Source organism: Pseudomonas sp. efr-133-TYG-5 (genome assembly GCF_030209175.1).
In the GTDB taxonomy this organism is placed as follows: domain Bacteria; phylum Pseudomonadota; class Gammaproteobacteria; order Pseudomonadales; family Pseudomonadaceae; genus Aquipseudomonas.
The window spans coordinates 40,427-59,078 of sequence record NZ_JARVSM010000002.1 but is presented as its reverse complement, the minus strand read 5'-3'; the positions used below and the strand labels follow the sequence as shown (position 1 = coordinate 59,078).

The 18,652-nt window shown below is 62.0% G+C and carries 19 protein-coding genes and 4 tRNA genes; 12 read left to right on the top strand and 11 right to left on the bottom strand.

Annotated features, from left to right (window positions below; all coding sequences use genetic code 11):
- Positions 1–74 precede the first annotated feature (74 nt).
- Positions 75–1,097 (bottom strand): outer membrane protein assembly factor BamD, encoded by a 1,023-nt coding sequence (locus tag QRN70_RS12485; protein WP_285418204.1) that lies wholly within the window; start codon positions 1,095–1,097, stop codon positions 75–77.
- A gap of 151 nt (positions 1,098–1,248) precedes the next feature.
- On the opposite strand from QRN70_RS12485, the gene rluD reads away from it, so the two are divergent.
- The 8 genes from rluD to QRN70_RS12445 all read left to right on the top strand — a co-directional run bounded on the left by rluD (position 1,249) and on the right by QRN70_RS12445 (position 8,134).
- Entirely contained in the window at positions 1,249–2,211 is a 963-nt protein-coding gene (gene rluD, locus QRN70_RS12480) for a 23S rRNA pseudouridine(1911/1915/1917) synthase RluD (RefSeq protein ID WP_285418203.1), read from the top strand.
- Positions 2,208–2,930, top strand: a complete 723-nt coding sequence (gene pgeF / locus QRN70_RS12475; protein ID WP_285418201.1) for a peptidoglycan editing factor PgeF — start codon at positions 2,208–2,210, stop codon at positions 2,928–2,930. Before rluD ends, pgeF begins: the two co-directional genes overlap by 4 nt.
- 131 nt (positions 2,931–3,061) lie before the next feature.
- Positions 3,062–5,626, top strand: coding sequence for an ATP-dependent chaperone ClpB (gene clpB, locus QRN70_RS12470; RefSeq protein ID WP_285418198.1), 2,565 nt, complete (start codon positions 3,062–3,064; stop codon positions 5,624–5,626).
- A 297-nt stretch (positions 5,627–5,923) separates the two neighbouring features.
- Positions 5,924–5,999: transfer RNA gene (locus QRN70_RS12465), tRNA-Asn, on the top strand.
- 9 nt (positions 6,000–6,008) lie between these two features.
- A tRNA-Pro gene (locus QRN70_RS12460) sits at positions 6,009–6,085 on the top strand.
- 5 nt (positions 6,086–6,090) lie between these two features.
- A tRNA-Lys gene (locus tag QRN70_RS12455) sits at positions 6,091–6,166 on the top strand.
- A gap of 97 nt (positions 6,167–6,263) precedes the next feature.
- Positions 6,264–6,340, top strand: a tRNA-Pro gene (locus QRN70_RS12450).
- 168 nt (positions 6,341–6,508) lie between these two features.
- Positions 6,509–8,134 (top strand): methyl-accepting chemotaxis protein, encoded by a 1,626-nt coding sequence (locus QRN70_RS12445; RefSeq protein ID WP_285418196.1) that lies wholly within the window; start codon positions 6,509–6,511, stop codon positions 8,132–8,134.
- A gap of 70 nt (positions 8,135–8,204) precedes the next feature.
- Here QRN70_RS12445 and QRN70_RS12440 read toward each other — a convergent pair whose 3' ends face one another.
- The 5 genes from QRN70_RS12440 to QRN70_RS12420 all read right to left on the bottom strand — a co-directional run bounded on the left by QRN70_RS12440 (position 8,205) and on the right by QRN70_RS12420 (position 11,575).
- Positions 8,205–8,612, bottom strand: a complete 408-nt coding sequence (locus QRN70_RS12440; protein WP_285418195.1) for an HvfA family oxazolone/thioamide-modified RiPP metallophore — start codon at positions 8,610–8,612, stop codon at positions 8,205–8,207.
- Positions 8,613–8,840: 228 nt separating this feature from the next.
- The gene (locus QRN70_RS12435; protein ID WP_285418193.1) at positions 8,841–10,139 is read right to left on the bottom strand and encodes an NAD(P)/FAD-dependent oxidoreductase; all 1,299 of its coding nucleotides are present in this window, start codon (positions 10,137–10,139) and stop codon (positions 8,841–8,843) included.
- A 60-nt stretch (positions 10,140–10,199) separates the two neighbouring features.
- The gene (locus QRN70_RS12430) at positions 10,200–10,373 is read right to left on the bottom strand and encodes a DUF3094 family protein (protein ID WP_169843341.1); all 174 of its coding nucleotides are present in this window, start codon (positions 10,371–10,373) and stop codon (positions 10,200–10,202) included.
- Positions 10,374–10,424: 51 nt separating this feature from the next.
- On the bottom strand, positions 10,425–10,952 hold the full coding sequence (locus QRN70_RS12425) for an MOSC domain-containing protein (RefSeq protein WP_285418191.1): 528 nt from the start codon (positions 10,950–10,952) through the stop codon (positions 10,425–10,427).
- Entirely contained in the window at positions 10,949–11,575 is a 627-nt protein-coding gene (locus QRN70_RS12420) for a DUF1780 domain-containing protein (protein WP_003228301.1), read from the bottom strand. Before QRN70_RS12420 ends, QRN70_RS12425 begins: the two co-directional genes overlap by 4 nt.
- Positions 11,576–11,706: 131 nt before the next feature.
- On the opposite strand from QRN70_RS12420, the gene QRN70_RS12415 reads away from it, so the two are divergent.
- The 3 genes from QRN70_RS12415 (at position 11,707) to QRN70_RS12405 (ending at position 13,141) form a co-directional block, all read left to right on the top strand.
- Positions 11,707–12,174, top strand: a complete 468-nt coding sequence (locus tag QRN70_RS12415; protein WP_285418189.1) for an FAD/FMN-containing dehydrogenase — start codon at positions 11,707–11,709, stop codon at positions 12,172–12,174.
- On the top strand, positions 12,171–12,860 hold the full coding sequence (locus tag QRN70_RS12410; RefSeq protein ID WP_285418187.1) for an energy-coupling factor ABC transporter permease: 690 nt from the start codon (positions 12,171–12,173) through the stop codon (positions 12,858–12,860). The genes QRN70_RS12415 and QRN70_RS12410 overlap by 4 nt, the downstream gene beginning before the upstream one ends.
- Positions 12,861–12,925: 65 nt before the next feature.
- A complete protein-coding gene (locus QRN70_RS12405) occupies positions 12,926–13,141 on the top strand; it encodes a hypothetical protein (protein WP_007959584.1) in 216 nt (71 codons plus the stop codon).
- A 7-nt stretch (positions 13,142–13,148) separates the two neighbouring features.
- Here the strand turns inward: QRN70_RS12405 and yacG are convergent, their stop codons facing one another.
- The 5 genes from yacG to pilB are packed head-to-tail and all read right to left on the bottom strand — an operon-like array spanning position 13,149 to position 17,760.
- The gene (gene yacG, locus QRN70_RS12400) at positions 13,149–13,349 is read right to left on the bottom strand and encodes a DNA gyrase inhibitor YacG (RefSeq protein ID WP_285418185.1); all 201 of its coding nucleotides are present in this window, start codon (positions 13,347–13,349) and stop codon (positions 13,149–13,151) included.
- Complete coding sequence (coaE, locus tag QRN70_RS12395; RefSeq protein WP_285418183.1) at positions 13,346–13,969, bottom strand: dephospho-CoA kinase; 624 nt, start codon at positions 13,967–13,969, stop codon at positions 13,346–13,348. Before coaE ends, yacG begins: the two co-directional genes overlap by 4 nt.
- Positions 13,966–14,838: a prepilin peptidase gene (locus QRN70_RS12390; RefSeq protein WP_285418180.1), complete on the bottom strand. Its 873-nt coding sequence runs from the start codon at positions 14,836–14,838 to the stop codon at positions 13,966–13,968. The genes coaE and QRN70_RS12390 overlap by 4 nt, the downstream gene beginning before the upstream one ends.
- Before the next feature lies 1 nt (position 14,839).
- Positions 14,840–16,057 carry a type II secretion system F family protein gene (locus tag QRN70_RS12385; protein ID WP_285418178.1) on the bottom strand — a complete coding sequence of 406 codons (1,218 nt, stop codon included), beginning with the start codon at positions 16,055–16,057 and terminating at the stop codon, positions 14,840–14,842.
- 2 nt (positions 16,058–16,059) lie between these two features.
- Positions 16,060–17,760, bottom strand: a complete 1,701-nt coding sequence (pilB, locus tag QRN70_RS12380; protein ID WP_285418176.1) for a type IV-A pilus assembly ATPase PilB — start codon at positions 17,758–17,760, stop codon at positions 16,060–16,062.
- A 228-nt stretch (positions 17,761–17,988) separates the two neighbouring features.
- Between pilB and QRN70_RS12375 the strand changes: the two genes are divergently transcribed.
- Complete coding sequence (locus QRN70_RS12375) at positions 17,989–18,405, top strand: pilin (RefSeq protein ID WP_285418174.1); 417 nt, start codon at positions 17,989–17,991, stop codon at positions 18,403–18,405.
- Positions 18,406–18,652 lie beyond the last annotated feature (247 nt).

Genomic DNA, 18,652 nt, shown 5'->3' with positions numbered 1-18,652 from the left:
GCGCACAGTCGAATAATTCGCGGCAATAAAAAAGGGAGATCCGTGGATCTCCCTTTTCGTGACGGGCGCTGCGATCAGTCGAACACACCGAAAGTCATGTAGCTGAACCACGAACGGTCTTCGTTGTTGCCTTCGGCCTCGTGATGTTCTTCTTCGATCACGTCGCCGTTTTCGTCTTTCGGCTTGAGCTCGTTCGGGATCGCGTCTTTCGCGTCCTGGAACTGCTTCTGCACGTCCTGGTTGGCGCGGGTTTCTCCCGGCGGCAGCGGTGGACGCGATTCGATCAGGCCCAGGGTGGCCTTGCTCAACCACGAGCGGTTGTCGGCTTCGGCGACCGACGGCACGAACTGACCGTCCTTCAGGCTCGGGTGGTTCGGGTAGTTGAGCTTCAGGGTTTCCAGGCTGGTGGCGGCCAGTTCGTCCAGGTGCAGACGCTGGTAAGCCTCGGTCATCACCGCCAGGCCGTCGCCGACCGAAGGGGTTTCCTGGAAGTTTTCCACCACGTAACGGCCGCGGTTGGCGGCGGCAACGTAGGCCTGACGGGTCAGGTAGTAGTCGGCCACGTGGATTTCGTAGGCGGCCAGCAGGTTGCGCAGGTAGATCATGCGCTGCTTGGCGTCCGGCGCGTAGCGGCTGTTCGGATAGCGGCTGGTGAGCTGGGCGAACTCGTTGTAGGAGTCGCGGGCCGCGCCCGGGTCACGCTTGGTCATGTCCAGCGGCAGGAAGCGCGCCAGCAGGCCGACGTCCTGGTCGAACGAGGTCAGACCCTTGAGGTAGTAGGCGTAATCCACGTTCGGGTGCTGCGGATGCAAACGAATGAAACGCTCGGCGGCGGACTTTGCAGCCTCGGGCTCGGCGTTCTTGTAGTTGGCGTAGATGAGCTCCAGTTGCGCCTGATCGGCGTAGCGACCGAACGGATAACGCGATTCCAGAGCCTTCAGCTTGGCGGTGGCACTGGTATAGCTGTTGTTGTCCAGGTCAGTCTGAGCCTGCTGGTACAGCTCGGCTTCGCTCAGGTTTTCGTCTACGACTTCCTTCGATGAGCAAGCAGCGGTCAATGCGAGGATGGCGATCAGCAGCAGGTGTTTCACTTGCATGGCGGCTTGCGTCCCTATGACGGCCGCTGTCTTGGGCGGGGCCGTCCTGTTATGATGAGCGCCCCGTTGAAAAGCCTCGGGGCAAAAGACGCCGTATTTAACCACAAGCGCGCAGCCGAAACCAAAGGCTGTGCCGACGCCCAGTCCGAGCATGTCCGATAAAATTGAACTTCGCGCAGAGGTGCCGTCCGAATTGGGCGGCCAACGCCTCGATCAAGTCGCCGCCCAACTCTTCGCCGAGCACTCGCGCTCGCGCCTTTCCGCCTGGATCAAAGAAGGTCGCCTGACTGTGGACGGGGCGGTCATCCGCCCGCGCGACATCGTGCATGGCGGTGCCATCCTTGAGCTGACTGCCGAGCAGGAGGCCCAGGGCGAATGGATCGCCCAGGACATCGAGCTCGACATCGTCTATGAAGACGACGACATCCTGGTGATCAACAAGCCTGCGGGCCTGGTGGTGCACCCGGCTGCCGGCCACGCCGATGGCACGCTGCTCAATGCCCTGCTGCACCACGTGCCGGACATCATCAATGTCCCGCGTGCCGGCATCGTGCATCGCCTGGACAAGGACACCACCGGTCTGATGGTGGTAGCCAAGACCATCCAGGCGCAGACCCGGCTTGTCGCCCAGTTGCAGAGCCGCAGCGTCAGCCGCATCTATGAGTGCATCGTGATCGGGGTCGTGACCGCCGGCGGCAAGATCAACGCGCCGATCGGTCGCCACGGCCAGCAGCGTCAGCGCATGGCGGTGATGGAAGGGGGCAAGCCAGCCGTCAGCCACTACCGCGTGCTGGAGCGCTTCCGTTCCCACACCCACGTGCGGGTCAAGCTGGAAACCGGACGCACCCACCAGATTCGCGTGCACATGGCGCACATCAACTTCCCGTTGGTCGGCGATCCGGCGTACGGCGGGCGTTTCCGCATTCCGCCGGCCGCGAGCCAGACCATGGTCGAGTCCCTCAAGCATTTCCCGCGGCAGGCCCTGCATGCGCGCTTCCTTGAACTGGACCATCCGACGACCGGTCAACGCATGAGCTGGGAATCGCCCCTGCCGGAAGATCTGGTCTGGCTGCTGACCCTGCTCAAGCAGGATCGCGAGGCGTTCGTCGGATGAACTGGCTGACGCCGGACTGGCCCGCGCCGGCCAGCGTCAAGGCCTGTGTCACCACCCGTGAGGGCGGCGTCAGCGTGGCGCCGTTCGACAGCCTCAACCTGGGCGATCATGTCGATGACAGTCCGCAGGCGGTTGCCGAAAACCGCCGCCGCCTGACCGAACACTTCGCCATTCAGCCGGCGTGGCTGCAACAGGTCCATGGCGTCGACGTGGTTCATGCCGATCCGGGCGTGGTCGCCACTGCCGATGCCAGCTGGACCGCGACGCCCGGCATTGCCTGCGCCGCCATGACGGCCGACTGTCTGCCGGCGTTGTTCTGCGACCGTGCCGGCACCCGCGTTGCCGCGGCCCATGCCGGTTGGCGCGGTCTCGCCGCCGGGGTGCTGGAAGCCACGCTCGACAGTCTCGACGTTCCTGCCCAGCAAGTGCTGGTGTGGCTCGGCCCGGCCATCGGTCCGCAAGCCTTCGAAGTCGGCTCGGAAGTGCGCGAAGTCTTCATCCAGCAGTTGCCCGAGGCAGCCACAGCCTTCGTCCCGAGCGCCAATGCCGGCAAGTTCCTGGCCGACATCTATGCACTGGCGCGCCTGCGTCTGGCGGCTCGCGGGGTCACCGCGGTGTATGGCGGCGGTTTCTGCACCGTGAGCGATCCGCGCTTCTTCTCTTACCGCCGTGCGTCGCGCACCGGTCGGTTTGCCTCCCTGGTCTGGCTCAGCCGCTAAGCTTGTCTGATCTGCATCAACTGTCCCGCGCTTGAATCTTCCAGAATCGACCTCATCTATAGCGGTATCTGGCAGGTTTCTTTATTCAGGATGGTTTCTTAGGTCCGGCCTGCTCAAAAGGAAGGTGACCCATGCGTATAGACCGTTTAACCAGCAAATTGCAGTTGGCGCTATCCGACGCCCAATCCCTGGCCGTCGGCCACGATCATCCGGCCATCGAGCCGGCGCACTTGATGCAGGCCATGCTTGAACAGCAGGGTGGTTCGATCAAACCCCTGTTGATGCAAGTCGGCTTCGACGTCAACAGCTTGCGTAAAGAGCTGACCAAAGAGCTCGATCAATTACCGAAAATCCAGAACCCGACCGGCGACGTCAACATGTCGCAGGACCTGGCGCGCCTGCTCAACCAGGCCGACCGTCTGGCCCAGCAGAAAGGCGACCAGTTCATTTCCAGCGAACTGGTGCTGCTCGCCGCGATGGACGAGAACAGCAAGCTCGGCAAGCTGTTGCTCGGCCAGGGCGTGAGCAAGAAGGCCCTGGAAAACGCGATCAACAACCTGCGCGGTGGCGAAGCCGTCAATGACGCCAACCACGAAGAGTCGCGCCAGGCGCTGGACAAATACACGGTCGACCTGACCAAGCGTGCCGAAGACGGCAAGCTCGATCCGGTGATCGGCCGTGATGACGAAATTCGTCGCACCATTCAGGTCCTCCAGCGCCGGACCAAAAACAACCCGGTACTGATCGGTGAGCCTGGCGTCGGCAAGACCGCGATCGCCGAGGGCCTCGCCCAGCGCATCATCAACGGCGAAGTGCCGGACGGCCTCAAGGGCAAGCGCCTGCTGTCGCTGGACATGGGCGCGCTGATTGCCGGTGCCAAGTACCGCGGCGAGTTCGAGGAGCGCCTCAAAGCGTTGCTCAATGAGCTGTCGAAGCAGGAAGGGCAGATCATTCTGTTCATCGACGAGCTGCACACCATGGTCGGCGCCGGCAAGGGCGAAGGCTCGATGGACGCCGGCAACATGCTCAAGCCGGCTCTGGCTCGCGGTGAGCTGCATTGCGTCGGCGCGACCACGCTCAACGAGTACCGCCAATACATCGAGAAGGACGCGGCCCTCGAGCGACGCTTCCAGAAAGTGTTGGTGGACGAGCCGAGCGAGGAGGACACCATCGCCATCCTGCGTGGCCTGAAAGAGCGCTACGAGGTTCACCACAAGGTGGCGATCACCGACGGTGCGATCATTGCCGCCGCCAAGCTCAGCCATCGCTACATCACTGACCGGCAGCTGCCGGACAAGGCCATCGACCTGATCGACGAGGCGGCCAGCCGCATTCGCATGGAGATCGATTCGAAGCCGGAAGTCCTCGATCGCCTGGAGCGGCGCCTGATTCAGCTGAAGGTGGAATCCCAGGCGCTGAAGAAAGAAAGCGATGAAGCGGCGATGAAACGCCTGGAAAAACTTCAGGAAGAAATTGTCCGCCTCGAGCGTGAGTACTCGGATCTGGAAGAAATCTGGAACTCGGAAAAAGCCGAGGTGCAGGGTTCGGCGCAGATCCAGCAGAAGATCGAGCAATCGCGTCAGGAGCTGGAAGCTGCGCGTCGCAAGGGCGATCTCAACCGCATGGCCGAGTTGCAGTACGGGGTGATACCGGACCTGGAGCGCAGCCTGCAGATGGTCGACCAGCACGGCAAGAGCGAGAACCAGTTGCTGCGCAGCAAGGTCACCGAAGAGGAAATCGCTGAAGTCGTGTCGAAGTGGACCGGCATTCCGGTGTCGAAAATGCTCGAGGGCGAGCGCGACAAGTTGATGAAGATGGAAAGCCTGTTGCACCAGCGTGTGATCGGTCAGGACGAAGCGGTCGTGGCGGTCGCCAACGCAGTGCGGCGTTCCCGCGCCGGGTTGGCGGATCCGAATCGGCCAAGCGGTTCGTTCATGTTCCTCGGCCCGACCGGTGTCGGTAAAACCGAGCTGTGCAAGGCGCTGGCCGAATTCCTGTTCGACACCGAAGAAGCCATGGTGCGCATCGACATGTCCGAGTTCATGGAGAAACATTCCGTGGCTCGCCTGATCGGTGCACCGCCAGGCTATGTCGGCTATGAAGAGGGCGGCTACCTGACCGAAGCGGTACGGCGCAAGCCTTACTCGGTGATCCTGCTGGACGAAGTCGAGAAGGCGCATCCGGATGTGTTCAACATCCTCCTGCAAGTGCTCGAGGATGGGCGCCTGACCGACAGCCACGGGCGTACTGTGGATTTCCGCAATACCGTGATCGTCATGACCTCGAACCTCGGTTCGTCGCAGATCCAGGAACTGGTGGGTGATCGTGAGGCGCAGCGTGCGGCCGTGATGGATGCGCTGACGTCGCACTTCCGTCCGGAGTTCATCAACCGGGTCGACGAAGTGGTGATTTTCGAGCCATTGGCGCGGGATCAGATCGCCGGTATCACCGAGATCCAGTTGGGCCGTCTGCGCAATCGTCTGGCCGAGCGCGAGCTCAGGCTGGAGCTGAGTCCGGAAGCGATGGACAAGCTGATTGCCGTTGGTTACGACCCGGTCTACGGGGCGCGGCCGCTGAAGCGGGCGATCCAGCGCTGGATCGAAAACCCGTTGGCGCAGTTGATCCTGTCGGGGCATTTCCTGCCGGGCGAAACGGCCACCGGCAAGGTTGTGAACGACGAAATCGTTTTCGACTGAGCGGCAAAGCCAGTGAAATAAGGAAGGCCTCGCTTTGCGAGGCCTTTTTTTCGCCAGGCTGTTGAACTCAAAGGAAAAGGCTTGTAAAGTGCGCCCCGCAGTCAGTCACCGGCAGCATCTCAGCTCACTGAGCTGAAATCTGAAATAAGTTGCAAATCATTAACTTGAAAGCAATTTAGGGGGTTGACAGAGGTGTTCTAGGTTGTAGAATAGCGCGCCTCAGACACACGAACGCAGCGATGCGAACGGGTCGAAGAGGTGAGGCAAGCCTCACTGTTGTAAATTGAAATATGTAGTTCCGTGATAGCTCAGTCGGTAGAGCAAATGACTGTTAATCATTGGGTCCCAGGTTCGAGTCCTGGTCACGGAGCCAATTTCAAACCGGGGTATAGCGCAGTCCGGTAGCGCGCCTGCTTTGGGAGCAGGATGTCAGGAGTTCGAATCCCCTTACCCCGACCATTTTTGGGTCGTTAGCTCAGTTGGTAGAGCAGTTGGCTTTTAACCAATTGGTCGTAGGTTCGAATCCCACACGACCCACCATTTTTGAAACCAGGTAACACTGGGATCGAATCTTAAGATCAGAGGCCAAAAGCGCTGATCGAAGAAGGCGATCTTTGAAAGATCGCCTTTTTTTTACCGGGGTATAGCGCAGTCCGGTAGCGCGCCTGCTTTGGGAGCAGGATGTCAGGAGTTCGAATCCCCTTACCCCGACCATATTGAAAATCCTCGTATCGAAAGATACGGGGATTTTTTTTGTCCGCGAAAAAAGCACTTTCCCTTCAAGTCATCGTACAACTGGCCGATAGCCCGCTAACGAAAGGGGCCTGCCAGCCACATACATCGCCCCTGAATCTGGCCATTACAAGAAAAAGGGCGCTCTTCATGTTGCTTCGTCAGTTGAATATTGCACCTCGCGCCGCATTGGGTTTCGCCCTGATTGCGCTGTTGGTGGCATTGCTTGGGGTGTTTTCGCTGGGGCAGATGTCGAGTATTCGCGACAGTGAAGTTGCCGTGGAAACCCAGTGGCTGCCGAGCATCCGCGGCGGTGACGAGATCCGCGAAATCATGCTGCGTATCCGCACCATCTCGCTGCGCATGGCGCTGGATCAGGATCCGCGCAACATCGCCACCTACCGCAGCCAGATGGACACCCGTGACAAGGAACTGAGCGAGAAGATCGCCGCCTACGACAGGCTGGTGACCACCCCGCAAGGCCAGCAACTGTACGACCAGTTCAAGCAAACCTTCGCCGCTTACCGGACCGGCATCGCCCAATCCTTCGCACTCGCCGAGCAGGGCAAGCGCGACGAGCTGACCAAGCTGCTGCTGGTCGACATGAAAACCGTGGTCGACGGCTCGGGAAAGCAGCTCAATGACCTGGCGGACCTGTTCGCCAAACAGGTCGCTGCCGAAAGCCAGAACTCCGCCGCGCACTACCAGACCTCACGGACCATCGTCAGCCTGTTTATCGCCTTGGCGGCGCTGGCCACCGTGGCGTTGGCCATGCTGCTCACGCGCAGCATCGTGCGCCCGCTGAGCAGCGCCGTCAGTGCGGCCGAGAGCGTCGCTCGCGGCGATCTCACCCGACCGATCGAAACCCATGGCAATGACGAGGTCAGCCGGCTGCTCAAGGCGCTGGCGACCATGCAGCAGAATCTGCGGGAAACCCTGCAGGGCATCAGCGGCTCGGCCACGCAACTGGCCACCGCCGCAGATGAATTGAATGCGGTCACCCTCGACAGCACACAGGGCCTGCAGCAGCAGAACAACGAAATCGAACAGGCCGCCACCGCCGTCAACGAGATGACCACCGCGGTGGAAGAGGTCGCACGCAACGCGGTGTCGACGTCGGATGCCACCCGCCAGTCCAGCGAGTCGGCGCATCTGGGGCAGGCGCGGGTCAGCGAGACTGCCAGTGCGATCGGCGCCCTGGCCAACGACGTCGAGCACACCGGTGAACTGGTGCAGGCGCTGGCCAACCAGTCGCAGGACATCGGCAAAGTGCTGGACGTGATCCGCGCCATTGCCGAGCAGACCAACCTGCTGGCGCTCAACGCTGCCATTGAAGCGGCGCGGGCCGGGGAGAGCGGACGCGGGTTTGCGGTGGTTGCCGATGAAGTGCGGGCGCTGGCCTACCGCACGCAGCAATCGACCGAGGAAATCGAGCAAATGGTGCAGGGCATGCGCAGTGGTTCGAGCCTGGCGCTGGATTCGATGCAGGCCAGCGCCTCGCGGGCTGCGAGCACCCTGGTACTGGCCGAGCGCGCCGGCGCGGCGTTGCAGACCATCACTGCTTCGGTGCACGAAATCCATGAGCGCAATCTGGTGATCGCCAGCGCCGCCGAAGAACAGGCGCAAGTCGCACGGGAGGTGGATCGCAATCTGCTCAACATCCGCGACTTGTCGCTGCGCTCTGCGGCGGGCGCCGACCAGACCAGCGCCTCCAGCCATGAACTGTCGAAACTGGCCAACGCCCTGCAGGGCCTGGTGCGACGCTTCCAGTTGTAAGTTCGCCAGGTATGAAAAAGCCGCGCCTTTCGTGAGCAAGGCGCGGCTTTTTGTCTTGCGTGCGGAAGAATCAGGCGCCGTCCTGGTCCTTCAGGTGTTCGAACAGACCCTTGGGCATTTTCTTGCCGTTGGCTTCGAAGTTGGCTTTGACGTTGTTGTACGCCTCCTGCTCGTCGATGAAACCGTCATGGTTGGTGTCGATCTTGTCGAAATCGGACTTCGGCGCGACTTTGAGGAATTCGGCGCGTGACACCTTGCCGTCGCCATCGGTGTCGGTCTTGGCCATCGACGCATCGCCGCATTTGCCTTCACCGCATTTGCCTTCCGGGGCTTTTACCGCGGTTTGCGCCGAGGCGAGCATGTAGCCCTGGGCCAGGGGTTGTGCGGCAAAGACCGAGCCGGAGAGCATCAGGCCGCCGGCCAGCGCCGCGCCGAGCAGGCCAATGGATTTCTTGCCGAGAGGGGTAGTACGGGACATCGCGTTCTCCTACGGTTGCACAGCGCAACCACACGTTAAGGTCGATTTGCCGGAGCAGGCCGTGCCTTGCTCGGGTGTGGCCATTAAGCGGTGGCGGTGTATCGCGTCTGTGTCGTGGAGCGGGGGAGTTTGTAAGCGAAGAGGCGAAATGCGCGGGCGGGATACAGTAGGAAACAGAAAAGCAATCAGGCCGAGGCAGCGAATTGCTCGCTGCCACGGCCTGGCCTGTCAGTGCAGCTTCAGGCGCGGCTCGGTGCCACGGCCGATCTTGCTGCCGAGCATCAGCATCGCCGTGCGGAACGGCCCGTACAGCGCCATCTGGTGCATGCGGTACAGCGACACGTAGAACATCCGCGCCAGCCAGCCCTCGAGCATCACGCTGCCGGTCAGGTTGCCCATCAAGTTACCCACAGCGGAGAACCGCGACAGCGAGATCAGTGAACCGTAGTCGGTGTACTTGTACGTCGGCAGGGTTTTGCCTTCGATGCGCAGTTTCAGCGATTTGGTCAGCAACGACGCTTGCTGGTGAGCCGCCTGCGCACGCGGCGGCACGTTGCGCTCGGAGTCCGGTTGCGGGCAGGCCGCGCAGTCACCGAAGGCGAAGATGTTTTCGTCGCGGGTGGTCTGCAGGGTCGGCAGCACTTGCAGCTGATTGATGCGGTTAGTTTCCAGGCCATCGATGTCCTTGAGGAAACCCGGTGCGCGAATCCCGGCGGCCCAGACTTTCAGGCTGGCCTTGATTTCGTTGCCATCGGCGGTGATCAGGCTGTCGGCGGTGACTTCACTCACCGCTGCGTTGGTCATCACGTTGACCCCGAGTTTCTCCAGGGTCTTGTGCACCGGTCCGCCGATTCGCTCCGGCAGGGCGGGCAACACCCGTGGCCCGGCTTCGATCAGGGTGATGTGCATGTTTTCCGGCTTGATCCGGTCCAGGCCGTAGGCCGCCAGTTCATGGGCGGCGTTGTGCAGCTCCGCCGCCAGCTCGACCCCGGTGGCACCGGCGCCGACGATCGCCACGCTGATCTGCTCGACCGCATCGGTCTGCCCGGCATGGGCGCGCAGGTAGTGGTTGAGCAGTTGCTGGTGGAAACGCTCGGCCTGTTTGCGGGTGTCGAGGAACAGGCAGTGCTGCGCCGCGCCCTGGGTGCCGAAATCGTTGGTGGTGCTGCCGACGGCAATCACCAGGGTGTCGTACGGCACTTCCCGCGCCGGCACCAGTTCGACGCCGTTTTCGTCGTAGGTGGCGGCCAGCTGGATTTTCTTCTGCGCGCGATCGAGCCCGCTCATGCGCCCCAGCTGGAACTCGAAATGGTTCCATTTGGCCTGGGCGACATAGTTGAGTTCGTCTTCGGAGGAGTTCAGCGATCCGGCGGCCACTTCGTGCAGCAGCGGTTTCCAGATGTGCGTCAGGTTGGCGTCGACCAGCATCACGCTGGCGGTGCCGCGCTTGCCCAGAGTCTTACCCAGACGGGTAGCCAACTCCAGGCCGCCGGCGCCGCCGCCGACAATGACAATACGATGGGACATGGGGATAACTCGCAAGGCTAAAGGAAATCGGTGCGGTTACCCGAGCGAGCGCAAGGCAGCTCATAGCGTCAGGTAACTGATAAGTCGGCTCAGCAGGCCCAGACCAACGGTCACTGCCACGACCAGCACCAGGAGCATCCACGGCCGGAAAGGCCGGCGCTCGACACGGTGCTGCGACAGTTGCAGGTACTCTTCGACATGCTTCTGGTCTTCGGGGTTCAGGCGGCTGGTCATAAAGGCCTCGTCAGATAGACGTTGCTGAAGGAGGAGAAGCTACAGCGCTTTTCAACCGGGGTTGAACGCAGCATAGCCGCTGGCCGGCAGCGGTTCGACGGACACCCTGTCGTCGAGGCGAATGATCCCGCTTTGTAACACTCGCGCGGTGATTCCGCCATGCCCGCGCACCGCCTGGAAGGTGCCCGGGCCGAGGTTGTGCTGCAGCCGCGCGCACGGCTGGCACCAGCCGGTCGTCTCGAAGATCGCCTGGCCGATGCGAAAGCGCCGGCCCTTGAGGCTGAACAGGTTGATGCCACTGATGACCAGATTGCGCCGCAGATCTTCAGGTCGGACCGGTTGCTCCGCCGGCCGCCCCATCAGCGCGCTGATGACCGCCAGGTGCTCCCACTGGATCAGCGTCACCTGACGCGCATTGCGCACGCCGGGGCGAGCGTGATCGCCGGTCAGCCCGGCTTCCAGGCGCGCCTCGACGGCGTCGAGTTCAAGCATCGGCCCGCGGGATTCGGGGCGCACGCCGATCCAGCGTACGCGGCCGGTCTGCGGGACATCGGCGATCAACTGCTGAAGGGGCGTCACAGGCTGATCCCGACATCGAAGACAATGCTGCGCCCGAGGTTGCTGCGCAGGAAATCCGGCGCGTCGGGGTGGGCAAACAGCACCCGGGCGAAGGTCGGCCCGACCAGTGACAGCGAGCGCCAGCCCTGGCGCAGGTACTCGGTCGGCGGCGGAAAGTGGCTGTTGAGGTCGAGCACTTCGCGCTTGAGGCTGGCGAAGGCGATGATGTCCAGTTCGCCCAGATCCATGCCGCGCTCCTTGTAGTTGTGCGCCTTTTTGCGCAAGGTCGGCGCCAGTCTGAGCAGAAACTCATTGGCCGGGATCCGCCGCGGCTTGGCTTCGCGGCGCACCAGTTGGCTCAGGGAAAACGCGCTGCGCCGGCGTTGCAGTTCGTCGCGCCACTCGTCGTTGAGGCGTCGGCCCTCGTCGAGGACGAAGAACACTTCGAAATTGGCGTCGCGAAACAACACGTCCGGCGGTTCCCCGGCGGGGGCGAATTCGTCGGCGCGGTAGGGAATGTTCAGCCCTTGCAGCAGGCGCTGGCAAACCCAACGCTCACGCTCCCATTTGCGGGCATTGGACAGGAACGCGTTGGCTTGCTCGGCCGCAATGGTCAGCAGGCGTAAGTAATCAGAGTCATCCATAGGCCCAAGCTTAGCGTCCAATTACGACAAGCAGAAAGCGTTGCGCGGCAAAGTGCATCAGTGGGCATGCCAGAGCGGCGGTGTAGACTGAAGGGCACCACGTATCAGCGTCGAATCGAGGGAAGATGAACATGACGTTTCGCTGGCTTGTGTTGTTGGCTTTCATCCCGTTGTGGGCCCAGGCGCTGGAACCCGGCGAACGCCTCGCCCCCTGGACGCTGCTGGATCAGTACGACCAGGCCTTCACCCTCGACAACCGCACCACGACGCTGCTGGTGGCGCGCGACATGGAGGGCGCCAAGTTGGTCAAGGCCGCCTTGCAGGATCGGCCCAAGGGCTATCTGGAAGCGCGCCACGCGGTGTTCGTCGCCGATATCCAGCGCATGCCGGCGTTGATCGCGAAAATGTTCGCCGTGCCCGCCATGCGCGATTACAACTACCGGGTCATGCTGGATCGCGAGGGCCGGGTGGCGTCGCGCTATCGCGCCGCTGACGGTGCGGTGCTGTGGTTGCAGCTCAAGGACGGCCGCCTGCTGGCGCAGCATGAGTACACCGATGCCGCCGCGCTGCGCGAGGCGCTGGAGCAGGCCCGGCCATGATCGGCGCCGAGCTGCTGTCGTCCGCGAGCCTGGTCTTCGGCGGGTTGATCTACCTGCCGGTGCTGCTCTGGGCGATCTGCCGCGCGCCGTGGGTCGAGTTGTTCAGCGACAGCCGCCGCCAGCATCTGCTGTTCGGCACGGTGTTCGCGTTGTTTCTGCTGTGGCTGGTGCGCCGTGATTTCGACACGGGCGTGTCCTATCACTTCATCGGCATGACGGCGGTGACCCTGCTGCTGGACTGGCCGCTGGCAATCGTCGGCGCGCTGGTGGCGCAGCTCGGCCTGGTGCTGCTCGGGCGCCAGGATCTGGCGGCGCTCGGGGTCAACGGCACGCTGTTCATTGTGCTGCCGGTGCTGGTCACCGAGTGCGTGGCGATTCTGGTCGAGCGTGCGCAGCCACGTAATCCGTTTGTGTATATCTTCTGCTCGGCGTTTTTTGCCGCCGCCCTGTCGGCACTGCTGTGCCTGGGGCTGAGCCTGACCTGGCTGTGGTACGACGGCCTGTTCGCCTTGCCGGAATGGCTGGAGGATTTCATCGGTTACCTGTGGCTGCTGATTTTTCCGGAAGCGTTCATCAACGGCATGGTCATCAGCGCGCTGGTGGTGTTCAGCCCCGAATGGCTCGAGACATTCAATCGCACCCGCTACCTTTCGGCGCCGTGGAAGGATGACGACCCCAAGTCTTGATCCACATCAAACCTGCCCGGCGCGGGGCATTTCATGCTCGCGCAAATCCCTTCAGGAGCAGCGGCATGAGTGTGTACGAGTGGGCGAGGCAGGAAACCCGGCAGAGTCTGGAAATGGCGCAGGAGGTGGGCTTCGATCCGGGCCTGAGCCTGCGCGCCCTGCTCAGCGCCGTGGTGCAGCAGAGCAAGGCGGTGCGCAACGCCGAAGATCTGGCCGACGAGTTGCGCTTTCTTGCGGAAAACCTCGACGACGATCAGGACTACGGCTTCATGCGGCCCTGACCGGGCTTCAGTGACGCGGATCGAAATCGCCGGAAAACAGCTCGTCCTCGGCATCCGGGGCGACCGGAATCTTGTGTTCCTCGGACGCCCAGGCGCCGAGGTCGATCAGTTTGCAGCGATGCGAGCAGAACGGACGGAATTCGTTCTTCGGCGTGAATTCCACGGGTGCGCCGCAGGTGGGGCATTCTACGGTTGGGATCTGGCTCATGAGCGGCCTCCGGTTAACGTCAGGTAAAAGTGATGCAGGCGTTCGACTTCGCTGTGCAGCCAGGCGAGGTCGCGGTCGTTGACCACCACGTCGTCGGCACGGCTCACGCGGTCTTCGCGGCTCGATTGCGCCTTGAGGATCGCCTGGACCTGCTGCTCGCTGGTCTGGTCACGCTGCAGGGTGCGCTCGATCTGCAGTTGTTGCGGGGCGTCGATGACCAGGATGCGCTGGGTCATCGTGTATTGCCCGGACTCGATCAGCAGCGGCGACACCAGAATCGCATAAGGCGATTGTGCCAGCGCCAGGTGATGGGCGATTTCCTCGGCGATCAGCGGGTGCAGCAGGGCCTCGAGCCAGCGCCGTTGCTCCGGCACTTCGAAGATCAGCTTGCGCAGGGCGGCGCGGTCGAGCGTGCCATCGGCCTGCAACACGCCGGGGCCGAAGTGCTCGGCGATGGTCGCCAGCGCCGGGCGACCCGGCTCGACCACCCAGCGGGCCGCGTGATCGGCGTCGACCACATGGATGCCGAGGTCGATGAAGTGCTGGGCCGCGGCGCTTTTACCGCTGCCGATGCCGCCGGTCAGGCCGAGAATCCAGGGTTTTTCCACAGGGGTATTCATTTCAAACCGACAAACTGCCAATAGAAGGCGGTTATTTGACCACCCCAGAGCAAGGCAATCCAGCCGGCAATTGCCAGATACGGTCCGAAGGGGATCGGCGTCGAGGTTTTCTGCTCGCGCAGCTTGAGCACAATCACCCCGAGGAGGGCGCCCACCAGCGATGCCAGCAGGATGGTCAGCGGCAGAATCTGCCAGCCGCCCCAGGCCCCGAGCAGCGCCAGCAGCTTGAAGTCGCCATGTCCGATGCCGTCCTTGCCAGTGAGCAGCTTGAACAGCCAGAACACCGACCACAACGCCAGATAACCGGCCACCGCGCCCCATAGCGCCTCGTGCAGCGACACGAACACCCCGAAGCTGTTGACGATCAACCCCAGCCACAACAGCGGCAGGACCAGCACGTCGGGCAGCAGCTGATGTTCGATGTCGATCAGACTCATCGCCAGCAGGCCCCAACTGAGCACGATCAGCAGGCATGCCGGCCAGCCGAATCCCAGGTGCCAGGCGATGAATGCCGATAGCAGGCCGCAGGCCAGTTCGGTCAGTGGATAGCGCTTGCTGATCGGAGCGGCGCACGCCGAGCAGCGCCCGCGCAGGCACAGGTAACTGAGCACGGGGATGTTTTCCCAGGCGCGGATGCGATGCGCACAATGCGGGCACTGCGAATGCGGCAGCATCAGGTTGTAGATCGGCAGCGGTGTCTCGACGGGCAGGCCGAGCACGTCATGGGCCTGCTGGCGCCACTCGCGCTCGAGCATTTTCGGCAGGCGCCAGACCAGCACATTGAGAAAACTGCCCACGACCAGCCCGAGCAGCAGGGCGCTGCCGACAAAGGCCAGCGGATAGAGGCTCAGGAGTTCGTCAATGGGCATGTCAGATCGCTGAGCCGAGCTGGAAGATCGGCAGGTACATGGCCACCACCAGCCCGCCGACGATTACCCCGAGCACGACCATGATGAATGGCTCCATCAGGCTGGTGAGGTTGTCGACCATGTTATCCACCTCGTCCTCGTAGAACCCGGCGACCTTGGCGAGCATTTCGTCGAGCGCCCCGGACTCCTCGCCGATCGCGGTCATCTGCACCGCCATGGTGGGAAAGATCCCGGTGCTGCGCATGGAAAAATTCAGCTGCATACCGGTGGCGACGTCCTGGCGAATGCGCAGGATCGCGCGCTTGAACACCACGTTGCCGGCGGCGCCGGCCACCGAGTCCAGCGCTTCGACCAGCGGCACCCCGGCGGCGAATGTGGTCGACAGCGTGCGGGCGAAACGTGCCACCGCGGACTTGTACATCAGCGACCCCACCAGCGGCAGCTTCAGCAGCCAGGCGTCGCGGCGGTCGCGCAGGGCCTGGGATTTTTTCAGCGCATGGCGCGTGCCGAAAAACGCGGCGACCAGTCCGCCGAGAACCGCCCACCACCATTGCTGCATGAACGCCGAAAGGCTGATCACCATCAGGGTGAAGGCCGGCAGCTCGGCGCCGAAGCCGGAGAACACCGACTGGAACTGCGGCACCACTTTGACCAGCAGGATCCCGGTGACGACCGCCGCCACCAGCACCACGGCGGACGGGTAGGTCATGGCTTTCTTGATCTTGGCCTTGAGACTTTCGCTCTTTTCCTTGTAGGTGGCGACCCGCTCCAGCAGGGTGTCGAGGGCGCCGGACTGCTCGCCGGCATCCACCAGGTTGCAGTACAGCTCATCGAAATACTGCGGCTTCTTGCGCAGCGCCGTGGCAAAACTGTTGCCGGCCGCGACCTCCTGCTTGATGTCGTCCACCAGTTTGCGCATCGCCGGGTTGTCGAAACCTTCGCCAATGATGTCGAACGACTGCAGCAGCGGTACCCCGGCCTTCATCATGGTTGCCATCTGCCGGGTGAAGAGGGAGATGTCCCGGGCCTTGATGCGTTTGCCCAGATTGAACAGCGAGGCGGATTTCCTGCGCACCTTGCCCGGGTTGATGCCTTGCTTGCGCAACTGCGCCTTGATCAGCGCGGGGTTCTGCCCGCTCAGTTCGCCGGTGACCTTGCTGCCTTTCCTGTCCGTGCCTTCCCAGGCGTACACGCTGATTTTCGCTGCCTTGACCGCCATGTTCAGTCCTTGGTGACCCGGTTGATTTCCTCAAGGCTGGTGATGCCTTGCATGGCCTTGTGCAGGCCCGAGGTGCGCAGGTCGTCGAAGCCGTCGCGGCGCATTTGAATGTCGATTTCCAGGGCATTGCCCTCGGCCATGATCAGGCGTTGCAACTCGGCTGTGTTCTTCACCACCTCATAAATCCCCACGCGCCCCTTGTAACCGCCGTTGCAGTGATCGCAGCCGACCGGCTCATAGATCGTGAAGCTGCCGATGCGTTCCTCGGGGAAGCCTTCCTTGAGCAGGGTCTCGCGGGGAATCTCGATCGGTTTCTTGCAGTGGCTGCACAGTTTGCGCGCCAGGCGCTGGGCGATGATCAGGCTGATCGAGGTGGCGATGTTGAAGCCGGGGACGCCCATGTTGTGCAGGCGGGTCAGGGTTTGCGCGGCGCTGTTGGTGTGCAGTGTCGACAATACCAGGTGGCCGGTCTGCGCAGCCTTGATCGCGATCTCGGCGGTCTCGAGGTCGCGGATCTCGCCGACCATGATCACGTCCGGGTCCTGACGCAGGAACGAACGCAGCGCCTGGGCAAAGTCGAGGCCCTGTTTCGGATTGACGTTGACCTGGTTGATGCCTTCCATGTTGATCTCCACCGGGTCCTCGGCGGTGGAAATATTGATGTCGACGGTGTTGAGAATATTCAGCCCGGTATACAGCGACACGGTTTTCCCCGAACCGGTGGGCCCGGTGACCAGGATCATGCCTTGCGGCTGCCTCAATGCGGCCATGTACAGCTCTTTCTGCTCGGGCTCGTAGCCGAGGGCATCGATGCCGATCTGCGCGCTGGACGGATCGAGGATCCGGATCACCACTTTTTCGCCCCACAGGGTCGGCAGGGTGTTGACCCGGAAGTCGATCGACTTGCTTTTCGACAGGCGCATCTTGATTCGCCCGTCCTGGGGTTTGCGGCGTTCGGAGATGTCCAGGCTGGCCATGACTTTCAGGCGCGCGGCGATGCGCCCGGCCAGTTGGATCGGCGGCTTGGCCACCTCGCGCAGAATGCCGTCGGTACGCACCCGCACGCGGTAGTTTTTCTCGTAGGGTTCGAAGTGCAGGTCGGACGAACCGCTCTTGATCGCATCCAGCAACATCTTGTGGACGAAACGCACGACGGGCGCGTCGTCGGCATCAAGCCCGCCGAGGGTGTCCTGGCGGCTGTCGTCGATGGATTCGACGTCGAGGCCATCGAGATCGACATCGGCCATATCCTCGAGGCCGCTGGTGTGGGTGTCGAAAAATTTCTCGATGGCGTCGGTAAGCTTGTCGTCCTCGACGAGGATGGCCTCGGTGCTCAGTCCGGTGCTGAACTGAATGTCGTTGATCGCCTGGTGATTGCTGGGGTCGGAAATCCCCACGAACAGCTTGTTGCCGCGGCGCCAGAGTGGCAGGGCATGATGCTGGCGCACCAGTTTTTCGCTGACCAGGCCCTTGGGCTGGGTTTCCTTGTCCAGGCAATTGAGATCGAGCAGGGCCATGCCGAAATGCTCGGAGGCAATCTCCGCGACCTGCCAGCTTTTCACCAGTTTGTTCTGCACCAGGTAGCTGACCAGTGACAGGCGATTGCGCTGGGCCTGTTGCCAGGCTTGCTGGGCGTTTTTTTCCGTGAGCAGTTCAGCCTGTACCAGTTTCTTTGCGAGGCCGCTCAGAGCGATGTCATTCATGGGGATTCCGCATGCTTGCAGTTCATGACTTATAGCCTAGTCAAGTGACAGCGCCAAACACGGCGGGTGCAGGTGACAAAAAATGTCAGATAGTGCGGCTAGAGGTTGTAGGAAAGCGCGCGGGAACGCTGGCGCGCCCGCTGTGCGGGGCGTGTAGCACGTTGGCATGGGCTGTGCTGAGGTCTGTACAGATCATGAGATTTCGACTCATGCATGGAGAGCCTGTCTATGAACAACCAAAAAGGTTTCACTCTGATCGAGCTGCTGATCGTCGTGGCGATCATCGGCATTCTGGCGACCATCGCCCTGCCGCAATATTCCAAGTATCAGGCGCGGGCCAAAGTGACCGCCGGGATTGCCGAAGCCTCTGCGCTCAAAGTCAATTTCGAAGACGTGATCAACGCCGGGTCGGCCGATCCGACCATCACCAATGTCAATGGCGGCACCGCTGCAACGCAGAACTGCACATTGGCAGTGACGGGGAAAGTGGCCGACGGCAGCGGCACCATCACCTGTACCTTGCTCAACGCTCCCGCTCCGGTGCTGAGCCAGACCGTTACCCTGACCCGCGCTGCCGCCACCGGCTGGACATGCAAATTCTCCGGCTCGAAGGATTACACAACCACCAGTTGCCCAGGTGTCTGACGGTAAGCGCTTGCACGCTGCCGCCTGAGGAAAAGCCCCGCATTGCGGGGCTTTTTTATGTCTTGCGGTTTTTAAAAGCTCGAATAATTTCAGCAGGTTAGGAACTTTCCGAAAAGCCGCAACTTGCATGTAGATTATTCGAGGGTCATGCAATTTGCATGATTCCGAAAATTTCCTGTTTGGGTAACTTATTGATTTATAAGGATTTATTGTCTTGGCAAAAGTTGGCACAGCGTTCGCAATATGT